A 21619-nucleotide genomic window follows, 5' to 3' on the forward strand; every position below is an offset into this window, starting at 1 on the left:
CTGGCAAAAAGTGCAATGACTGATTATGATTGATAGAGACAAGATAGTATATAATAGATTCAATTAAAAAATGAATAGACAAAATAGCATTCATTATCCGTTGTCACCCTCACCATGAATAACGCTAGAATAATTTATAATATTTTGGATATTAGCATCGATTATTTTTGACTTGGTTTGCGAGTAAATGCTCGCTTTAAAACACCAAAAAAACCTAATGATTTTACCATTTTGTCACCACCAATATAAACTCGGATTGCTCTTAATACGTCTTTAGGATTTTTTGAGGCAAAGGTAAAGGAGCCATTTTGTTTCGTGTGGATAGTATAACGTGGTATCCATTTTCCCCCAAATAAGACGGATGCAGAAACATATTCGACTTCTTGCCATGGGATTTGGATGTATTTACGTGCATCTCGCTGATGATAAAATTCCAACGCTTTATTTCCAATCATAATTTGTCCATACTCGGTAAAAGCTGTAAATGCGGTAGCTTTAATGGTTAGGTCTATTTTGGAGTTTAATGATTGAACCATTTATATGACTTCCATATTAATACTAAAGTTAATTTATTGTTTTTTTATGATGTGAACAGCCAAAACCTTTGGACTCAATTATTCAAATATTTTGATAAAAGATAAAAAAGCATAATTTAAACAGTAAATTATGCTTTTTATCGATTACTTAAAGTTTGAACTTATAGAAGACCAATCACATGTCCTACAATCCCGACAATAAAGAGTCCGAGGATTATTAAGATTGGTGATACTTTTTTACGTAATAACCACATGCATAAAAAGGTTAAAAGTAACGGAACCAGTCCTGGTATCAGTTGGTCTAAGTTATTTTGTAAGGTGGTGACCTTTTCTTGAGTAAGGGATAACCCTGCTTGCATTTGTTGTAATGCGGTTTGAATGCCTTCTGAACCAGTTGGTAAGTGATTCCAATCAATAAAAGTACCGTCGGCCATTTTAACTTTTGAAACGACTGGTTGGAAATTAATTGATACCCACCTTTGTACCAAGGCCGCCAGAATAAACATCCCTAAAATGGAAGCACCTTTGGTAATTTTTTGCAGTAAGCCACCCGATAAATTATCGGTAATTTTAGAACCTGTACGGTAACCAAACTCTTGGGTGTACCACATAAAACTCCAACGGATAATATTCCAAAGTATAAAGAATAAAATTGGTCCCATAACACTGTGACTAAGTGCAAGTGATGCGCCAAGCGCACCAAGCATTGGTCTTACCGTAAACCAGAACACGGGATCACCAACTCCGGCTAAAGGTCCCATCATCCCAACTTTTACACCTTGGATGGCAACATCATCAACAGCAGCACCATTAGCACGTTCTTCTTCGAGAGCAAGCGTTACACCAAGAACTGGTGAAGCTAAATAAGGGTGAGTGTTAAAGAATTCTAAATGGCGTTTAAGTGCTGCTGAACGATCTTCTTTGGTGGTATAGAGTTTTTTTATTGCAGGGATCATTGAATAGACCCAACCACCATTTTGCATACGTTCATAATTCCAAGAACCTTGGAGAAAGGTTGAGCGCCAAGCAACCGCTAAACGATCTTTTTTGCTTAATTGAATTTTATCAGTCATTTTTTTACTCCAAGTACCTAGTAATCATTTAAAATATCGTCAAGTGGATCACCTTTGCTTCCACCATTTGATGAATTGCCACGTTCTGAAAGGCTAAGATAAATCATTGCTAATGCAATACCTAATGCACCTAACGCAATAAGGGTTAATTCTGAGATAGCCGCAACCACAAAACCGATGATGAAGAATGGCCAAACTTCACGATTTGCCATCATATTAATTACCATGGCATAACCCACAGCAACGACCATACCACCACCAATTGCCATACCTTTTGTTAACCATTCAGGCATAGATTCTAATACGCCTTTTACTGTTTCGGCTGGAATAAATAATAGCGCAGCTGCCGGAATGGCAATTCTTAAACCTTGTAAGCAGATACCTAATATTTGTAATAGTTCAATTTTACGGATATTACCTTCTTCTGCCGCTGCATCCATCATATGTACTAAAGGTACCGCAATGGTTCGGACAATCATTGTTAAAAATAATCCAGCAACCGCTAAAGGAATGGCAACAGCAATAGCTGTTGATACGCCTGCTTCACCTTGTCCACCTAAGACTAAAATGATGGACGAAGCCACAGAGGCTAAAGCGGCATCGGGTGCAACGGCGGCACCAATGTTAGCCCAACCTAAGGCTATCATTTGTAATGAGCCACCCAAATAAACACCCGCTTCAAGATTACCGGTCACCAAACCAATTAATGAACAGGCAACTAACGGTTGATGAAATTGAAACTGATCTAAAATACCTTCCATTCCTGCCAGAAAGGCAATAACTATCACTAAAATGATAGCAACAATTGATAATGTCATAATATAACCTCTTGTATAAGTCCTAATTCTTTTGTGCTGCTAATTCTTCTTTCGCTTTTTTCAACAATTCATCCATATTACTATTAGAATCATTAGGTACTTTGCGAACATCAAATTTAACGTGTTTTTCTTTTAATTTTTCAAATGTTTCTACATCATCCGCATTCATTGACAGCACTTTATTTACCATTACTTTACCGACAGAGTGCGCCATTGAGCCAATATTAAGGGTATCAATGTCGACCCCGCCTTCAATAGTTCGTAATACATCTTGTGGGTTTTCGAATAGTAATAATGCTTTAGTATTGCCAAATCGTGGATCGCGCGAAACTTCGATGATTTTTTTAATCGGCACGACATTTGCTTTTACCCCAGGAGGCGCGGCTTCTTCGATCAGTTTTTTTCTTAATTCATCTTTCGATACTGAATCCGATACCACGATGATACGATTAGGATTGGTTGATTTTGTCCAAGCGGTGGCGACTTGACCATGTAATAAACGAGAGTCAACCCGAGCCAAGACAATTTTCATTTTACCATCACCTAGAACGGTGCCTTCAGGTATGGTATTCGTTTGTTGAGTGGCAGTGGTGCTTGCAGCAGGTGCTTCAACTGTTGCTTTAATTCCTTCTTTCGCTGATTCTAAGATTGCGACGGCAATTTCTTTAGCTGTTTCCATTGAAAAACGAGATGAATAAGCTTCAATAAGCATCGGCAGATTTAAACCTGCAACAATTGCCCAATTAGGGTGTTCACCACATAGGTTATTGGCTTGATTAAATGGCGTGCCACCCCATAAATCAACTAAAAAAAGTACTTCATTTTGATCGTCGAATGTTGCTATTGCGGCTAACATTCGTTCTTTTAAACTCTCCGGGCTATCACTTGGATGCAAGGTTACAGCTTGCACGTTTTCTTGCTCTCCAAAAATCATTGACCCAGATTGTAGAATCCCTTCTGCAAACTCACCATGAGTTGCTAGAATAATTCCTACCATACAACTACCTCCCAATTTTTATATTATATTCATAATATAAATGTCATAAATTTTTATCAAAAATTGATATTAAAAATTAACTATAAATAATATAGTCTGTAACTTTAAACAGGGCTGAAATTCGTGATATTAACGAACCAATATAAGTTTTATCTCGAATAGAATTATTGAAATAAATCCCCATTTTGTAAATAGCTTTTTTGCTTAAATAACTTTTTAATGGTTTATAAATTTCAAAATTTTCAATAATGAGATATTCAAGATATTTTTTTGCTAATTATCTTATTTGATCTAAACGTTTTATCAAGAATACATCATTTTATCCATAATGACTTATTATGATATCTAAGATCTAGTTCATGACTAAACCACCGACCATTTAATACCTCAGAAATAAGCGTTTTTTTTATTTCTGGTGGGATAGATTGATCGTTATCCATTTCATCAAGCACATCACGGTAAGAAAAATGTTGTCTTCCCATATAAACTATAGCTTTTTCTTTGTCGGCATTGATATAGAGTAGTCCCTTATCCGCATTATTATTTGTTGTTGACCAATTATTCCAATAAACTAAATCGTCACCATTAGGATCGCCGTTATAAATAAAATTATGAATATATTTTTTATAAATCTTACTGAGTTGTTTAGCGCCTTGAGTTTTATAGGCATTTGCTATTAACCCGTTATAATTTTCTGAATACGGATCCATCAGTGGTAAAAAAACACCATGAAAAGCACCATATAATCCCATTGGTAAGCCTACAATATTTTGATCCTCGCCGTATTTTATTTCCATACCATAAATTTTTGCTTTATAGGAAGGTGCCATTTTTTGGGCTGAGTCTGAAACATTAAATAAATCATATAATTTTCCGCCATATTTATTGGCGAATTGAAATGCTGTTAGCGTTTGTCCACTTGGTATACCATGATTAAAGGACGCACTAAAATAAGCCGAAGATTTAGCGAATAATGAAAATTCACCCGTACCGGTCAGCATGATCAATGGCACAGAATGATATTGATGCGTATTAAACCCTTCTTTGGGGATCACATAGCCGTCGTTATATAAATGCGGAAAGACACTCATTCTGATTCCGGCATTATTCATCAGTGAAACCAATCTTTCAGAAGATAGGCTATACAAATATGCTTTGACATCGGGATGATTGGTTAACAGCCAATGATAAGCTTGTTCTTCGGTCGGCTTTATTTTATCTTCAACAGCAAGTGGGGCAATAGCTTTGGCAAAGACTTTAATGCTATCTTCCTTATTTGCTATGGTCATACCACCACTAAAAGAGATCGCTTTTTGAAATTTATCTTTAAAAATAGGTGAGATTAACATCGCCATCACATCTCGTCCACCCGCTGAAAAGCCAGAGACAGTGATATTGTGAGGATTTCCACCAAAATAAGTAATATTGTCTTTAATCCAATCCAATGATTTTGCCATATCCAATAACGCATAGTTACCCGAATCTTCGAGTTTATCACCCGTTTGCAAGGCAGGAAGCGGATTAAATCCTAGTGGCCCCAAACGATAATTAATTGAGATAAAAATTGCATCCAAATCGGTTACCATGCCGTTGCCTGTCATCTCTTCTGCTTTTCCGATTTGGTTGTTTCCACCGTGAATATAAACGAGAACAGGTAAATTTTTTTTATTATTATTCGGTCGATAGATATTGAGATTTAAACTATTATCTGAACCAATGATGTTATTTTCATTGAGCTGAAATGCGATAGGACTTGCTTGAGTTGCATCAAATATACCTTCCCATGGTTCAGGGTCAATCGGTTTTTTCCATCTTAGCTCCCCTGAGGGTGCTTTCGCATAAGGTATGCCTGTCCACACGAGAACGTTGTTGAGGTTGTCGAGTTGACCTTTAACTAATCCAAATTGGGTTTTTATCAAAGTTGGATCCGAGATAGTGGATATCTTTGATAAATTGGAATTTGTTAAAAGCTGATGATTTTGACTATAGACAACCATTGGCGTTGATAGGATGAAAATACCAAGTATAGCGATATGAAATAGTGTTTTCCTCATACAATGTCCTTGTGTGTCTTTCAAAAATTGAATAAAAAATTAATATCAGAAATTAGCGAGAAGTGTATACATCCATGAAAGAAGTGATGAATTTACGCTTAATCTTACTAAATCATATTATTATAATTATCTCAGTGCACTGTTATGCCTGTAATATCCTGTTTAAATAAATGGTACAGTTTTTATATTTCTCTATTATGTAATAGATTGTCAATAATCCTAATTTGAAAATTAGACATAGATCATAAAAACAGACCATTTATGTTTATTTTTTCTATAACTATCTTATCAACTCGCCGATAGTGCTTTTCTGATAAAACCATTATTTTCTGATAATAATTTTTTTGCTTGATCAACATCAAAGTGACCGAGAATCATTAAAATAGCTGTTTTACAGTGTCTATCACTCTGCTTAAGCGCTAACATTGCCGTTTGTCGGTCACATTCAGTTGCTTGCATGACAATGGATATTTGTCGCTCAATTAATTTAGCATTAGTGGCTTCGACATCGACCATTAAATTACCGTAAACTTTACCAATTTTGATCATGCTAGCGGTGGTTAACATATTAAGGACAAGTTTTTGTGCTGTTCCGGCTTTCATTCTTGATGAACCCGTTATCACTTCAGCTCCTACAATTGGTGTGATGGCGACGTCTGCCAGATCAATCATAGGGGCATTGGGGTTACAGCATAAACTTATCACTGTTGCGCCAATTGATTTAGCAAATTGCATACCACCTATAACGTAGGGAGTGCGACCACTTGCAGCAATACCAACTAAAATATCATTGGCTGAAAAGTGAATATTTTTCAAATCAGTTATTGCTAATTCAGGATTATCTTCGGCATTTTCAACTGCTTTAAAAATTGCCGTTTGACCACCAGCAATCAATCCGATGACTTGTTGAGGAGGGGTGCCATAGGTGGGTGGGCATTCACTTGCATCTAAAATACCAAGCCGACCTGAAGTGCCGGCACCGAGATAAATTAAACGACCGTGATTTAAAAAAGTTTGACTAATCACATCCACTGCTTTAGCGATATTTGCTAACTCTTTTTCAACAGCAACGGCAACATGCTTATCTTCATTATTGATGATTTTGAGTATATCGATCGTCGAACAGCTATCAATTTTTTCGCTGTATGGATTACGACTTTCAGTTAACATTTTTGATAGATTTATTGGTTGCATACTTTTTTAATCCTAGCCACAGTAAAAAGATGACAATTGCAAATAAAGCGCCGAAACTAACGCCAATTGTTATTATCGAGATCTTAAAAGATACAGCAACAGTATAAAGACCCAACATAACCATCATTGTAGTATATTCACTTAAATTTTGTACGGAAATGACACTGCCTGCACCCACAAGATCTTTACCCGTTTTTTGAATTAATGCATTTAAGGGTACTAAAAAGAATCCGCCTAACGCACCAATAACAATTAATAATACATAACAAGCAATAAGGTTGCTTTGTAAAGTGAATGCGATAACGGCAATGCCCATCATAATACCTGCCGGAATGCAACGTAACGTATTATTGATTGAGATCAGTAAGCTGGCTAATCCTGCTCCAATAACAATACCGATAGCAACGACTGCATTTAGATTTGTTGGTGTTGCGATATCAGTAATGTTTAAAACAGCTGGTACCCAAAGGATTAATAAAAATCGTAAGGTAACTCCCGCCCCCCAGAATAGACTTGTGCCTAATAAAGTATATAAAACAAGTTTATTATTGAGAATAATGTGAACGGTTTTACTAAAATCTTTTATCATACCCTTTATATTCCATTGAATATCTTTTCTGGCAGCAGGGAGTTTAGGAATAAAAATATTAGCAATAACAGCAAAACCATACATTAATACACATGCAAGTAAGGACGCACTGACATTCATATCGGCAAGATGTCCACCAGCAAGTGAACCCAGTAAAATAGCCGCAATAGTGGATGCTTCTATCAATCCATTCGCTTTGACTAAATTATTACCTGAAGTCAGTTCGCCTAAAATGCCATATTTAGCAGGCGAATAACCCGCTGCACCAACACCTACTAAAAAATAGCCAATAAAAGGGTTGAAATTAAGACAGATACAGGCTGCGCCTAATAGCTTCATACCATTTGAAATCATCATGACTTTTCCTTTAGACATACAGTCTGCAAATTGACCAACAAAAGGAGAAAGGATGATAAAAGGAATCACAAAACCGATTTGTAGTGCTGACTCACTCCATTCTGGGTACTGAAGTTTTCTGATATAGGCAAGAATAGCAAAGAATATTGCATTATCTGCAAATGCCGAAAAGAATTGCGCCAGCATGGTTGCCACCATGCCTTTGCTTAATAGTGAATTGTGGTTCATGTGATATCCTTATGCTATTCGCCAGCCATTTTTCGAAGTGTGATAAAGTCTATTTTTCCTGTTCCAAGAAGTGGAAGTTCTTTAACAACACGAATATCACGAGGAACGGCTAAAGCAGGAATACCAAGTTCTTGTGCTGTTTGACTTAGTTGTTCACGATCTAACTTGGTTGAAGTTGTGAAAAGTACAACTGCTTCCCCTTTTGCTGCATCAGCTTTTACTGTTGCACCATGCATTGCATCGGGATCCACTTTTTTAGCGAGTGCCTCTACACTCTCTAAAGAGACCATTTCACCTGCTATTTTGGCAAATCGTTTTAGTCGTCCTTTAATGGTGATAAAACCTTCATCATCAATTGAAACGATATCACCAGTATCGTACCAACCTTGTTCAGCTTCACCGTTTTCATCTATGGCGACAGGTGGTTCAAGGGTGCCTGGATTTTCAACGCGCAAATAACCTTTCATCACGTTTGGCCCTTTAACTTGTAACTCTCCTCCCTCACTAATGCCAGGTATATGAATTAACCGTGAAGTCATCCCCGGCAATAAACGACCAACTGTGCCATTTTTAAATGCCATAGGTACATTGAGGGCAACGACCGGTGCACATTCGGTGACGCCATAACCTTCTAAAATACGAATGCCATATTTATCTTTCCATAGTTCTCGTACTGGTTCTGATAATTTTTCAGCGCCAGCTACCACATAGCGTAAACGCATAAAATCAAATGGGTGGGCATAGCGAGCATAGTTAGCTAAAAAAGTTGGTGTACCAAATAGAACGGTACAATTTTGGTCATAAATAATTTCTGGTACCATTCGATAGTGTAATGGGTTTGGATATAAAAATGTACGACTACCTGAAAAAAGCGGTAAAAATAAACCAGCTGTGATACCAAAAGCATGGAACAACGGTAACGCAGACATAAATCGATCGGCTGGAGTAGGATCAATGACCGATCGAATTTGTTCAACATTAGCAAGTAGACTACCATGCGTATGCACAACCCCTTTAGGGTTACCCTCAGAGCCTGATGTAAAAAGAACAAGTGCTTCATCATCACTCGTTTGATTACATTCAACAAAACGTGGAATATATTGATTCACTGCCACATAGAGCTTATCTTTTAAAGTCAAACTACTACGTAAATCTTCCAGAAAATACCACTTAATGCCTTTGATCTCATCTAAGAGATAATCGAGTTTACCTTTTTGAATAAATTTACGCGACGTGACAATGGATTTAATTTCGGCGGCAGTAATTGCACAGGTTAATCCCTTTGTACCAGCAGTATAATTAAGCATGGCAGGTACTCGGTTTTTCACTAATAAACCGAAAATAGTCGCAACGGTGATTGTGGCATTGGGGAGTAAAACACCCACTCGTTCTTTTTTCTCGGTAATTTTTTCGATAATGCAACTTACACCAATAATTTGCTTAAGTAAATTACGATAAGATAATTCGGACGTTGTCGGGTCTTGTACTGTTCTTGATTTTGTCCCGTAGCGAACTTGTGCTTCAAGTAATGCTTCAAATAGTGTTAATTTAGGACGGCTTGCCAAACGAGCATTCATCATGATTTGATGCAATTTTTCACCCGCTATATAGCGTTTGTCTTTTGCTTTAGGCACATTTGGCATTGGAATTGTGGTCGGTTCAAGTACATGAATCGTTATTTTAGGAAATAAGCGACGTTTAAACAGTCCTTTTAGGCGGCTAGTTAATGTGAACTCTGCTCCTTCAATCCAGACTGGTACAATTGTTGCTTTCGATCGAGCCGCTACAAAAGCCGCTCCATCATAAATTTTCATTAATGACCCTGTTACGGTGATTCTTCCTTCAGGGAATATGACTATCGGACGTCCTTTTTCAATTTCGCGTACTAAGCGTTTAATCGCCATAGGATTAATCGGATCCATCGGCACAAAATCCACGTACCGTTTTGCTAAACGAACTAACCAGTGATCAATATAACCTGAATAAATGGCAAACACGGGTCTAACAGGTAAGAAAACACCGATTAGAAGACCATCAAGAAAGGAAACATGGTTAGGAGTGATAAGCAATCTTTCTTGCTTTAAGTTTTTTAGGTTACCATAAATTTTGACATGAAAAAGAAACTTTAAAATAACCCTTAATATATTGAATAACATCTTAATTCTCAATTTCCGTGCAAAATTGCACCTTGTCATAATAGTGAAAATAGAGGAAATACACAAGATATGTTGTTTATTTTGAATTTATTATGAATAATCTGAACATGATTAATGATTTTCTTTGGTTAGTTATCTAAAAGTTAGACAATGCCTATAAAAAACGTAAAATAAATCATAAAAAAAGGTCTGGAGTGAAAATGTTAATTTTATCCGCAAATGATATTCAACATGTTTATAGTATGAAAGATGCCATTGAGGCAGATAAACAAGCTTTAAAAATCTATACCCAAGGAGATAGTGAAGTGCCTTTACGTATCAATTTTGATATGGAGAAAGGGCAAAGTTTATTTATGCCCGCGCATATAAAAGGTAAGGATATCGTTGGCATTAAAATTGTGTCTGTATTTCCGGATAATCCTAAATTGGGTAAACCCTCCGTACCAGCGCAAGTGATGATGTTAGATCCTTTAACTGGGGAAGTTTGTGCCATTTTAGATGGTACTTTTGTAACTCAACTTCGTACAGGGGCGGTACAAGGTGCGGCAACCGATCTTTTAGCAAGAAAAAATGCTCGACGAGCAGTATTAATTGGAACAGGAGGTCAGGCAGTATCACAATTAGAAGCCATGTTAACCGTTCGGGATCTTACTGATGTAGCTATTTACGATATCGATGAACAAAAAGCGAAACAATTTACGGAAGCGATGAAAAAACACTTTTCACATTTTTCAGCCAATCTCTATTTTTCGCAAAATTTTGATGAAGACATTGGTCAAGCAGATATTATCACCTCAGTGACAACATCTAAAGTGGTCACATTTAATGGTGATATCGTTAAGCCTGGTACTCATATTAATGGTGTGGGTGCATATACCCCTGAAATGCATGAAATACCAAGTAATATTGTTGAAAAAGCGGACATTCGTGTACTTGATACTAAAGAGGGCGTTTTTGCCGAAGCAGGGGATATTATTGATCCAATTAACCAGAAACGTGTATCAAAAAATGATTTTTTTGAGTTGGGTGAATTAGTTACTGATTCGCAAAAATGTCGCCAAAACGATGAGCAAATCACATTATTTAAAACGGTGGGAACAGCCGTTCTCGATGTTTATGTTGGATATGATATTTATCTAAAAGCAAAAGAAAAGGGTATTGGAACAAATATATAAGCTAAAGATTAGAAAGAATAGCTCATTTTAATTACAACGTTATTTAATAGCGTTAATACAAAGTGATGATATAACGGTATTAAAAATTAACTTTTTAGTTCTTCTTTCTGTGATCGTCCGAGTAAGGTCATTGCCGCTTGTTTAGGATCTTTATGCTCGTATAGTACTTTATAAATTTGTTCAGTGATTGGCATATCCACATGATATTGTTTTGCAAGTGTCCAAACTTCTTTAGTATTTTTAAATCCTTCGACAACTTGTGCGATAATATCTTGTGCTTCTTGAATAGATTTATTTTGTCCCAGCAAAATACCGAAACGTCGATTTCGTGATTGATTATCCGTACAGGTTAATACAAGATCACCAAGTCCAGCCATGCCCATAAACGTTGCAGGATCTGCACCAAGCGCTTCGCCCAATCGCATCATTTCAGCCAGTCCACGTGTGATTAACGCTGTCCTTGCATTCGCACCAAAACCCAGCCCATCAGACAATCCTGCTCCTATCGCAATCACATTTTTAATGGCGCCGCCAAGTTGCACCCCAATAAAATCTTTACTGCTATAGACCCGAAAACTTTTACTACAATGAAATAAATTTTGTAACTCAGTTAAAAAATCATCATCCGTTGAAGCAACTGTTACCGCCGTTGGCAAACCTGAGGCAACTTCTTTAGCAAAAGTAGGGCCTGAAATGACAGCTAGGGGGATTTGATTGCCTAAAATTTCTCTGGCGACATCTTGCAATAAACGTCCGGTATTGACCTCAAGTCCTTTGGTTGCCCAAACAATTTTACTATCTTTGCGTAAATAGGGTTTTATTTGCTTTAAAATAGTACCAAAAGCATGGCTAGGTACCACTATGAGTAAGATTGGTGACGCTGAAACAGCTGTTTGCAGATCACTTTCAATGTGCAGTAATTCAGGAAAAGGAATATCAGGCAAAAATTGTTTATTTTGCCTGTCATGCTGTAAAGCCATCATTTTGTGTGAATTATGTCCCCACAATAATGTTTGATGACCATTACGTGCAAGTAAAATAGCTAAAGAGGTTCCGTAAGAACCTGCACCGATTACTGTGACAACAGCATGTTTTTCCATAATTAACCGTTAGATTTATCGTTCTAGATTAAATCACAATGATTATTGTAATGTTTCTGTTGATTCTTCTTCAACTGATTGTTGTTGCTGTTGAAGATAGTTCATAAATAACACGTCAAAGTTAACCGGTTCTAAATTAACTGGTGGGAAAGAACCTTTAATGACTAAGTTAGAAATTGTTTCTCGTGCATACGGGAATAAAATATTCGGACAGTAAGCACCTAAACAGTGTTGTAACTGTGCGTCATTGAATCCAACAAGTGAAAAAATACCTGCTTGCGTAACTTCACAAATATAGGCAACTTCGTCTTGTGATTTCATTGTTACTGTAATGCGTAATGCGACTTCATAAACATCATCATTTAAGGATTGAGATGATGTATTCAATTCAACATTCATGGCTGGTTGAAATTGTTTGGTAAAAACTTCAGGTACATTATTGGTTTCAAATGAAACATCTTTTGTATAAATACGTTGAATTGCAAATTGTGTTTCTGGTTGTTGTGTATTGTTTTGTTCTGTCATGATCTAACCTTATTTTAATATAGTTTTATTTTCTAACTAATGGTAAATTTTCGCCATTCCATCCTGCAATGCCATCTTTTAATGCAAAAACATTCAAGAAACCTTGTTTAACAAGTACTTCACCGATACCGGCTGATGATAGACCATTATCATCAACTAAAATAACAAAATTTTCTTTATGTTTTTCAATAGAATTTGCACTCGCATTTTTGATATCAATGGGGAGTATATTCAGGGAATCGGTAATATGCCCCTTTTTGAAACTATCAGCTGAACGCAGATCAATGATTTTAGCATTTTGTTTATTAATCAGATTGATTGCTTGAGCATTATTAATGATTTTAACTTTTGATAACTTACTTTTGATGGTTAATACAATGATTGCAATAAAAAGTACAATCCAACCTAAAGAAAGTAAAATATGATTTTTAACAAAAGGTATAATTTCGAGTGTAATAAAGTCCATACTTTTATAATTACCTAGTTTTTCAATATAAGAAGAGATTATAGCGATATTATGCACTGAAATACAGTACCTATAAGAAAATCTTGTGTTCCCCTAATTATCGAGCGTTAAATTGAGAAGATTCTTATTGAGATTTTAATTATTACAAGGATGATTGAATGCGTGAACGATTTCTTTTTAGCAAAATAAATGTGCAACGCCTTTTATTGGTGCATTCTAAGTGTTTTTATGCATTATTTTGGTGCATCAATGCTATTTGTGTTACTATTTAACCCGTAAATTCACTAGAATAACGTGACTTAAAACTTGGCATCATATTTGCATTAAAGAAAATAACTTGGCAAGAATGCCTTACGAACTGAACAATTATTTGTCCTCAACGGAGAAGATACATGTCTATACAAAAAGTATTAACACTAATTAAAGAAAATGATGTTAAATTTGTCGATTTGCGTTTTACTGATACCAAAGGTAAAGAGCAACACGTTACGATACCCGTTAGTCAAATTGATGCTGACTTTTTTGAAGACGGTAAAATGTTTGACGGTTCTTCAATTGCTGGTTGGAAAGGGATTAATGAATCGGATATGGTATTAATGCCTGATGCTTCAAGTGCCGTTATTGATCCATTTTTTGAAGATGTAACATTAAATCTCCGTTGTGATGTACTCGAACCTGCAACATTACAAGGTTATGATCGTGATCCACGTTCAATCGCAAAACGTGCTGAGGAGTTTTTAAAATCTTCAGGCATTGCTGATACCGTTATTTTTGGACCAGAACCCGAATTCTTTTTATTTGATGATGTTCGTTTTGGTTCACCGATGTCAGGTAGTTTTGTTCATATTGATGATATTGAAGCCGCTTGGAATTCAGGCACAAAATATGAAGAAGGTAACAAAGGTCATCGCCCAGGCGTAAAAGGCGGTTACTTCCCACTTCCTCCGGTTGATTCATCGCAAGATATCCGCTCAGAGATGTGTTTAATTATGGAACAACTTGGTTTAGTGGTTGAAGCTCATCACCATGAAGTGGCAACTGCAGGACAAAATGAAATTGCTTGTCGTTTCAATACATTAACTAAAAAAGCGGATGAAGTTCAAATTTATAAATATGTTGTGCAAAATGTAGCGCATATTTATGGTAAAACAGCGACATTTATGCCGAAACCGATGTTTGGCGATAATGGTTCAGGCATGCACTGCCACCAATCTTTAGCTAAAGATGGAGTTAACTTATTTGCCGGTGATAAATATGCTGGGCTTTCTGAAATGGCATTATTCTATATCGGCGGTATTATTAAACATGCTAAAGCTATCAATGCATTTACTAACCCTGCAACAAACTCATATAAACGTTTAGTACCAGGTTATGAAGCGCCTGTTATGCTTGCGTATTCTGCTCGTAACCGTTCTGCTTCAATTCGTATTCCGGTTGTGACTAGCCCGAAAGCACGCCGTATTGAAGTTCGTTTCCCTGATCCAGCAGGTAATCCATATTTATCATTTGCTGCGCAGTTAATGGCTGGTTTAGATGGTATTATTAACAAAATTCATCCTGGCGATGCAATGGATAAAAACTTATATGATTTACCACCGGAAGAATCTAAATTAATTCCACAAGTGGCGGGTTCACTTGAAGAAGCGCTTAATGCATTAGATGCTGATCGTGACTTTTTAACGCGTGGTAATGTCTTCACTAATGATACGATTGATGCGTATATTGATTTAAAACGTCAAGATGTTGATCGTGTACGTATGACACCACATCCAGTTGAATTTGAACTTTACTATAGTTTATAAATTTATCTAAAATTTAAACAGTTAATCCACCGTGTAAAGCGGTGGATTTTAATGAGGACGGAATACCGACGATGACATTTGATAGTGAATCTGATGCTGATCTTGTTCTCAACTCGATGATTACAAGTATTTTATTACTTGATAAAAATCTCAATATTGTTTACGCCAATACCGCTGCCCAACAGCTATTAGCACAAAGTCCCAAAAAGTTATTAGATAGTTATCTTCCTGATTTATTGAGTTACCATTCTTTAGATTTCGAGTTAATGCAAAGTTCATTATCCAAAAATCAAGGTTTTACGGATACTGAAGTGAATTTGGTGGTGAATAATGAATTGCATATCTTATCGTTAACGGCACAACCCTTAAGTAATGAACAGATCTTAATTGAAATGGCGCCTTTAAATAAACATAAACGGTTAAGCCAAGAACAGTTACAACAAGCTCAACAAAGTGCTGCTCGTGAACTTGTGCGAGGGCTAGCACATGAAATTAAAAACCCATTAGGTGGGCTTCGAGGTGCCGCACAATTATTATCACGAGAATTACCAAAAAATGAGTTGCAAGATTATACGCAGATTATTATTGAACAAGCAGATAGATTAAGAAATCTAGTAGATAGGTTATTGGGACCACAGCAACGCTTGCACCAAAAAGTACAAAATATTCATCAAGCGATTGAGCGAACTTATGCGTTATTATGCATCGAAAAACCATTAAATGTGACTATTTTACGGGATTATGATCCAAGTTTGCCAGAATTTATCCATGATTCAGAGCAGATCGAACAAGTTATTTTAAATATTGTGCGAAATGCTTTACAGGCTATTGGTACGAAAACAGGTACGATAACAATCAGAACGAGAACTGCCTTTCAAATTACATTGCATGGACAACGTTATCGACTATGTGCACGTATTGATATTGAAGATAATGGACCGGGGGTACCTGTTCATATTCAAGATACACTTTTTTATCCTATGGTAAGCGGTTATGAAGGTGGGACAGGAATCGGTCTTTCTATTGCACATAATATTGTTGATCAACATCATGGTAAAATTGAATTTAATAGTTGGCCTGGACACACTGAATTTTCTGTCTATTTGCCAATCAAACAATGAGGTAATTTAAAATGAATGTTTGGGTTGTTGATGATGATAGTTCAATTCGTTGGGTATTAGAAAAAGCACTTACCAATGCGCATTTTAATTGTATTAGTTTTGCAAACGGTCAAGATGTGATCGAAGCTTTGACTAATCAACTACCCAAACCAGCTGTACTAATTTCTGATATTAAAATGCCTGGCATCGATGGTCTATCATTACTTAATTATATCAAAGCACAATTCCCCCATTTGCCTGTCATTATTATGACAGCGCATTCTGATCTAGATGCTGCTGTCAATGCTTACCAAAAAGGCGCTTTTGATTATATTCCCAAACCCTTTGATGTGGATGAAATGATCCAACTTGTTGAACGTGCTATTGCACAGTCTCAACATTTACAAGTACCAAATTATCAACGTACTCATGTTACGGCAAAAGCATCAACAGGCATAATAGGTGAAGCACCGTCAATGCAAGAGGTATTTCGGATTATTGGACGCTTATCAAAATCTTCTATTAGTGTGCTGATTAATGGTGAATCAGGTACAGGTAAAGAGTTAGTCGCAAAAGCGTTGCATACTCATAGCCCTCGATCTCATTCACCTTTTATCGCACTTAATATGGCAGCGATTCCCAAAGATCTGATTGAATCTGAACTTTTTGGACACGAAAAAGGAGCGTTTACTGGGGCTGCACAAATCAGGCACGGACGATTTGAACAGGCTAATGGTGGAACCTTATTTTTAGATGAAATCGGTGATATGCCTCTTGATGTTCAAACACGGTTACTTCGAGTCCTTGCCGATGGACAATTTTATCGTATTGGTGGTTATTCCCCCGTAAAAGTTGATGTCAGAATTATTGCCGCAACGCATCAAGATTTAGAAGCAAGAGTGCGCGAAGGCAAATTTCGGGATGATTTGTTTCATCGCTTAAATGTAATCCGTATTTTATTGCCTCCTTTACGTGATCGTGCTCAAGATATTCCGAAACTTGCAGAGCATTTTTTATATACCACGGCTAAAGAGTTAGGCGTTGAAAGTAAAGTTTTTAGTCCCGAAGCGATGAGTGTTCTATGTAAATTTAATTGGCCGGGCAATGTAAGACAGCTTGAAAATACCTGTCGTTGGGTGACAGTCATGTCTTCTAGTAAAGAAATTTTAGTGCAAGATCTACCACCAGAGCTATTACAATTTCCGATGCCTAAAATTTCGGTTGGTCGTAATGATATAAGTTTGACATTAAACGACTCTCAAGTTGCAATGGATTGGCAATTTTTACTGGAACAATGGGCTAAACAATCGCTTGTCGCAGGAAAATCGAGCATTTTAACTGAGGCAGTGACAGAAGTAGAGCGTATTTTATTAAATTGCGCACTTAATTTTACCCGAGGACATAAACAAGAAGCAGCAAATTTATTAGGGTGGGGGCGTAATACTTTAACCAGAAAGTTAAAAGAGTTTTCAAATAAAAATGACAGTGATATTGGCTAATTAATCTATAAAATTTTGACATAACGCTATGTAAAGAAACGTTTTCTAATCATTTAACACTGACTTTAGATATTCTTTAAAGTTTATTGAACACTGAGTTGTTTTTAGATACAATTTAGTGAAAATGAGAATTATTTATCATTTGTAATGTTTCTATCTAAACAATAATCAGGAGTTCAAATGTATTCATTTATCAGAGTTAAATTTACCGTACTGTTTGCTGTATTGCTGTTAGTTGTTGGGTGTGATAATAATAAGAATAACCAAAAACCAGATTATTCTGATATTAAGAAAGATGCTCTGGTAATTAAACACGCTCAAGGCGAAGCACTTTTTGGGTATGTTCCCAAAAAAGTAGCTGTTTTTAACATTGCAACTCTTGATATTATTGATGCATTGAATATTCCAGTCTCAGCTGTACCACAATCAAATGTCCATTTACCTGATTTCTTATCTAAATATAGTGATAAGTCCTATACTAACATTGGGACTTTGTTTGAGCCAAATTACGAAGTACTTAGCTCTATCAATCCTGACTTAATTATAGCAGGTGGACGAGCAACAGATGCCTATCCAAAGTTGGAAAAATTAGCAGAAACAATCTCCTTAGATATTGATTCCAATAACTTCTTAGCGAGTTTAACTGAGCGAACTCGTCAATTAGGTTGGATTTTTGAAAAAGAGAAAGAAGCATCTAAATTGATTGAAGACTTTAATCAAAAAATTGACCAACTAAAATCGAAAACCAGTACAGCCGGTTCAGCATTAGTGATTATGATTAACGGTGGGAAAATGTCTGCATATGGCCCTAAATCACGTTTTGGATTTGTTTTTGATGTGTTAGGTTTCCAGCCAGCAACCACTTTCCAAGAAGCCGGTCGTCATGGGAATAGTGTTACTTCTGAATTCATTTTAAGTACTAATCCCGAATGGATATTTGTGTTAGATAGAGATAATGCCATTGGTAATAAAGAAGCCCAATCAGCACAACAAGTATTAAATAATGAATTAATTCAAAAAACGGCAGCATGGCAGCACAATCATATTGTTTATCTTGATTCAACATCGATGTATATCGCAGGCGGGATTCAAACGTATAGTCGTTTAATGGATCAAATAGCAGAAGCACTACAAGAATCATCGACTAATCAATAAAAAAACATGAAGTTGTCGTTATATTTTATTGCAGGCATCATTATTTTATTAATTTTGACTGCAATAAGTTTGTTTATTGGTGCAGGGCATGTCAATTTACATGAACTTTTCACCAATACAAATATGCAGCAGATCTTTTTTGTCAGTCGTTTGCCAAGAACGTTAGCGTTATTGTTAGCCGGTAGTGCAATGAGTGTCGCTGGCTTAGTGATGCAGTTATTAACACAAAACCGCTTTGTGGAGCCTACCCTTGTTGGCACCACCCAATCAGCCAGTCTTGGTTTACTCATCATGATGGTATTCGCGCCCGAACAAAGTGTCATGATCAAAATGGTGGTTGCAAGTTTATTTGCGATGATGGGTACGATTCTTTTTATGATAATATCCCATAAAATTGTTCTCAAATCAGCACTAATGGTTCCACTTATTGGGATTATGCTAGGCGCGATAATCAGTGCTGTAACCACATTTTTTGCCATGTATTATGATCTATTGCAATCGCTTTATGGATGGCAATCAGGTGATTTTTCTGGGATTTTACAAGGTCGTTATGAACTATTGTGGCTAGTTTGTGGTTTGACATTGGTAGCATGCTGGAGTGCAGATCAGTTTACAGTCGTGGGGTTAGGTCGAGATTTTTCGGTTAATGTGGGACTTAATTATCGTCGAGTCATGATAATTGGACTAATTGTCATAGCATTGATTGGCGGTATTGTTGTTGTGGTGGTTGGTGTATTACCGTTTTTAGGATTAATCGTCCCCAACATTGTCAGCTTGTTATTCGGTGATAATGTGCGTAAAACCATTCCTTGGGTCTGTTTATTTGGTGGGGGATTGGTATTAATTTGCGATATTATTGGACGTTTAATTCGCTATCCATTTGAAATCCCTGTCAGTGTAATTCTTGGTATTGTCGGTGCCGTAATCTTTTTAATATTATTAAGTCGAAAAAAACATGCTAGTTAGTTCAAAACACTATCTTTCCAGTCAAAAAAGAGTTTGGCTATTATTGAGTATAGCGCTTATTTGTATCATCTTTTTTATGACCTTTAATCTAAAAGGGAATATTAGGTATATTTTGACTCATCGTATGTGGATAGTGTTGACGATGATATTAGTTGCTTTTTCGGCTGCAACATCCACACTCCTTTTTCAAACCGTGACCCATAATCGCATATTAACGCCGTCGATAATGGGGTTTGAATCTTTATTTGTCTTAATTCAAACAATTGTCATTTTCTTTATCGATGTGCAAGGTATTCCTTACATCGGTATTATGGGCAAATTTATCGTTGAATCGCTTTTACTGATCTTATTTTCTCTATTGTTATATAAAGGTTTATTCACAAAATTTAAGCAAAATCTTCATTTAGTATTATTAATTGGGATTATTCTGGGCACACTTTTCCGCAGTTTTGCAAACTTATTACAACGGTTAATGACACCAACTGAATTTGCTGTTTTGCAAAGTCGAATTTTTGCTACGTTCACTCGGGCTGATCCCATCTTAATTATTTTTTCATTCATTATTGCAATATGTATCGGACTATTTTTATGGAGAATGCGTTTTCAATTTGATGTTTTGGCTTTAGGACGTGATAACGCTATTAATCTGGGCGTTAATTATCATCAAAGCGTGACAATTATTTTACTTTTAGTCTCGATATTAGTTGCAATTTCAACCGCATTGGTGGGGCCGTTTACCTTTTTTGGTTTACTGATAGCAAATTTAGCTTATAGCATAAGTCGCTCAAGCCAACATCGATTTTTACTTCCCACGGCCTTTTTACTTGGTGTGATTTTTCTGGTGGGTGGTCAAATGTTTTTAGAGCATGTTTTGAATATGGTTGGTGCCATTACGGTCGTCATAGAGTTTATTGGTGGTAGTCTGTTTATCTTCTTATTATTGAAAAAGGTACCGATGTGATACAAATTGATAATATTAATAAAAAATATCAAACCCTTTCGGTTTTAAAAAATGTTACCGCCACGATTCCACAAGGGGGAATAACGGCAATCATTGGGCCTAATGGCGCTGGAAAATCAACTTTACTTTCGATTATAAGTCGACTTTTGAACGCTGATGAAGGAAACGTTAAAATTCAAGACATGGATGTGTTTAAAACGCCGAGTGATAAATTAGCTACTCATCTCTCGGTATTAAGACAAGAAAATCGCTTTACCAGTAGGCTTACCGTATTTGAACTGGTCGGATTCGGGCGTTATCCTCATACAAAAGGGCGTTTAAATTCCGATGATTATCAGCATATTCATCGAGCATTGGATTTTTTAAATTTAACTGAGTTTAAAGATCGTTTTTTAGATGAGTTATCTGGCGGACAGCGACAACGAGCATATGTTGCGATGGTGCTTTGTCAAGATACTGAATATGTGTTACTTGATGAACCGTTAAATAATTTGGACATGAAGCATGCAGTTTCGATGATGAAACAGTTACGACGTGCTGCGAATGAACTTGGTAAAACCATTGTCATTGTTATTCACGATATCAATTTTGCATCAGTCTATTCGGACTATATTTTAGCGATGAAAAATGGGGAACTGATCTATCAAGGAACTCCAACACAGATTATGAATTCAGCTATTTTAGAAGATATTTTTGATACGCCGGTTAGCATTGAAACCATCCAAGGACAACATATCGCTGTATATTATTAATGTTGATTGGTGAATTTTAAATTGCCACAAAATATTACTAATAATAAATGAGTTAAAGAAAATTATTGTTTGCTAATTCCTCTATTTCATGTTAAAAAAATGGCTTCTTTTTGTCG

The 21619-nt window shown here is 36.3% G+C and carries 19 protein-coding genes; 8 read left to right on the top strand and 11 right to left on the bottom strand.

What is annotated here, in order from left to right:
- Positions 1 to 161 precede the first annotated feature (161 nt).
- The 8 genes from ACKJXD_RS09070 to aas all read right to left on the bottom strand — a co-directional run bounded on the left by ACKJXD_RS09070 (position 162) and on the right by aas (position 10002).
- Positions 162 to 536 carry a DUF956 family protein gene (locus ACKJXD_RS09070; RefSeq protein ID WP_430876112.1) on the bottom strand — a complete coding sequence of 125 codons (375 nt, stop codon included), beginning with the start codon at positions 534 to 536 and terminating at the stop codon, positions 162 to 164.
- A gap of 161 nt (positions 537 to 697) precedes the next feature.
- Positions 698 to 1609, bottom strand: coding sequence for a PTS system mannose/fructose/sorbose family transporter subunit IID (locus ACKJXD_RS09075; RefSeq protein WP_430876113.1), 912 nt, complete (start codon positions 1607 to 1609; stop codon positions 698 to 700).
- Between the two features lie 17 nt (positions 1610 to 1626).
- Positions 1627 to 2427 (bottom strand): PTS mannose/fructose/sorbose transporter subunit IIC, encoded by an 801-nt coding sequence (locus tag ACKJXD_RS09080; RefSeq protein ID WP_220215868.1) that lies wholly within the window; start codon positions 2425 to 2427, stop codon positions 1627 to 1629.
- A gap of 22 nt (positions 2428 to 2449) precedes the next feature.
- Entirely contained in the window at positions 2450 to 3424 is a 975-nt protein-coding gene (locus ACKJXD_RS09085) for a mannose/fructose/sorbose PTS transporter subunit IIA (RefSeq protein WP_220215867.1), read from the bottom strand.
- A gap of 314 nt (positions 3425 to 3738) precedes the next feature.
- The gene (locus ACKJXD_RS09090; RefSeq protein ID WP_430876114.1) at positions 3739 to 5478 is read right to left on the bottom strand and encodes a carboxylesterase family protein; all 1740 of its coding nucleotides are present in this window, start codon (positions 5476 to 5478) and stop codon (positions 3739 to 3741) included.
- Positions 5479 to 5766: 288 nt separating this feature from the next.
- Positions 5767 to 6672, bottom strand: a complete 906-nt coding sequence (gene murQ / locus ACKJXD_RS09095) for an N-acetylmuramic acid 6-phosphate etherase (protein WP_267352003.1) — start codon at positions 6670 to 6672, stop codon at positions 5767 to 5769.
- Positions 6638 to 7846: a lysophospholipid transporter LplT gene (lplT, locus tag ACKJXD_RS09100; RefSeq protein WP_267352001.1), complete on the bottom strand. Its 1209-nt coding sequence runs from the start codon at positions 7844 to 7846 to the stop codon at positions 6638 to 6640. Before lplT ends, murQ begins: the two co-directional genes overlap by 35 nt.
- Before the next feature lie 14 nt (positions 7847 to 7860).
- The gene (gene aas / locus ACKJXD_RS09105; RefSeq protein WP_430876115.1) at positions 7861 to 10002 is read right to left on the bottom strand and encodes a bifunctional acyl-ACP--phospholipid O-acyltransferase/long-chain-fatty-acid--ACP ligase; all 2142 of its coding nucleotides are present in this window, start codon (positions 10000 to 10002) and stop codon (positions 7861 to 7863) included.
- Between the two features lie 200 nt (positions 10003 to 10202).
- On the opposite strand from aas, the gene ACKJXD_RS09110 reads away from it, so the two are divergent.
- Positions 10203 to 11177, top strand: a complete 975-nt coding sequence (locus ACKJXD_RS09110; RefSeq protein ID WP_430876116.1) for an ornithine cyclodeaminase family protein — start codon at positions 10203 to 10205, stop codon at positions 11175 to 11177.
- An 86-nt stretch (positions 11178 to 11263) separates the two neighbouring features.
- Here ACKJXD_RS09110 and gpsA read toward each other — a convergent pair whose 3' ends face one another.
- Genes gpsA through ACKJXD_RS09125 form a run of 3 tightly spaced genes read right to left on the bottom strand, consistent with a single transcriptional unit; the run spans position 11264 to position 13268 of the window.
- Entirely contained in the window at positions 11264 to 12280 is a 1017-nt protein-coding gene (gene gpsA / locus ACKJXD_RS09115; protein WP_370632180.1) for an NAD(P)H-dependent glycerol-3-phosphate dehydrogenase, read from the bottom strand.
- A 39-nt stretch (positions 12281 to 12319) separates the two neighbouring features.
- Positions 12320 to 12802, bottom strand: coding sequence for a protein-export chaperone SecB (gene secB, locus ACKJXD_RS09120; RefSeq protein WP_220215860.1), 483 nt, complete (start codon positions 12800 to 12802; stop codon positions 12320 to 12322).
- 25 nt (positions 12803 to 12827) lie between these two features.
- A complete protein-coding gene (locus ACKJXD_RS09125) occupies positions 12828 to 13268 on the bottom strand; it encodes a rhodanese-like domain-containing protein (protein ID WP_065559726.1) in 441 nt (146 codons plus the stop codon).
- A gap of 392 nt (positions 13269 to 13660) precedes the next feature.
- On the opposite strand from ACKJXD_RS09125, the gene glnA reads away from it, so the two are divergent.
- From glnA to ACKJXD_RS09160, 7 genes are all read left to right on the top strand, one after another.
- Entirely contained in the window at positions 13661 to 15070 is a 1410-nt protein-coding gene (gene glnA, locus ACKJXD_RS09130) for a glutamate--ammonia ligase (protein ID WP_267360734.1), read from the top strand.
- Between the two features lie 71 nt (positions 15071 to 15141).
- Positions 15142 to 16191 carry a nitrogen regulation protein NR(II) gene (gene glnL / locus ACKJXD_RS09135; protein WP_430876117.1) on the top strand — a complete coding sequence of 350 codons (1050 nt, stop codon included), beginning with the start codon at positions 15142 to 15144 and terminating at the stop codon, positions 16189 to 16191.
- An 11-nt stretch (positions 16192 to 16202) separates the two neighbouring features.
- The gene (gene glnG / locus ACKJXD_RS09140; RefSeq protein ID WP_411605323.1) at positions 16203 to 17669 is read left to right on the top strand and encodes a nitrogen regulation protein NR(I); all 1467 of its coding nucleotides are present in this window, start codon (positions 16203 to 16205) and stop codon (positions 17667 to 17669) included.
- A 180-nt stretch (positions 17670 to 17849) separates the two neighbouring features.
- Positions 17850 to 18824 carry a siderophore ABC transporter substrate-binding protein gene (locus ACKJXD_RS09145; protein ID WP_430876118.1) on the top strand — a complete coding sequence of 325 codons (975 nt, stop codon included), beginning with the start codon at positions 17850 to 17852 and terminating at the stop codon, positions 18822 to 18824.
- 6 nt (positions 18825 to 18830) lie between these two features.
- Positions 18831 to 19790 (top strand): ABC transporter permease, encoded by a 960-nt coding sequence (locus ACKJXD_RS09150; RefSeq protein WP_220215855.1) that lies wholly within the window; start codon positions 18831 to 18833, stop codon positions 19788 to 19790.
- A complete protein-coding gene (locus tag ACKJXD_RS09155; RefSeq protein ID WP_411605317.1) occupies positions 19780 to 20751 on the top strand; it encodes an iron chelate uptake ABC transporter family permease subunit in 972 nt (323 codons plus the stop codon). The genes ACKJXD_RS09150 and ACKJXD_RS09155 overlap by 11 nt, the downstream gene beginning before the upstream one ends.
- Positions 20748 to 21503 (top strand): ABC transporter ATP-binding protein, encoded by a 756-nt coding sequence (locus ACKJXD_RS09160; protein WP_430876119.1) that lies wholly within the window; start codon positions 20748 to 20750, stop codon positions 21501 to 21503. Before ACKJXD_RS09155 ends, ACKJXD_RS09160 begins: the two co-directional genes overlap by 4 nt.
- Positions 21504 to 21619: the final 116 nt, after the last annotated feature.

The organism is Gilliamella sp. G0441 (assembly GCF_050589305.1).
Taxonomy (GTDB): Bacteria; Pseudomonadota; Gammaproteobacteria; order Enterobacterales; family Orbaceae; genus Gilliamella.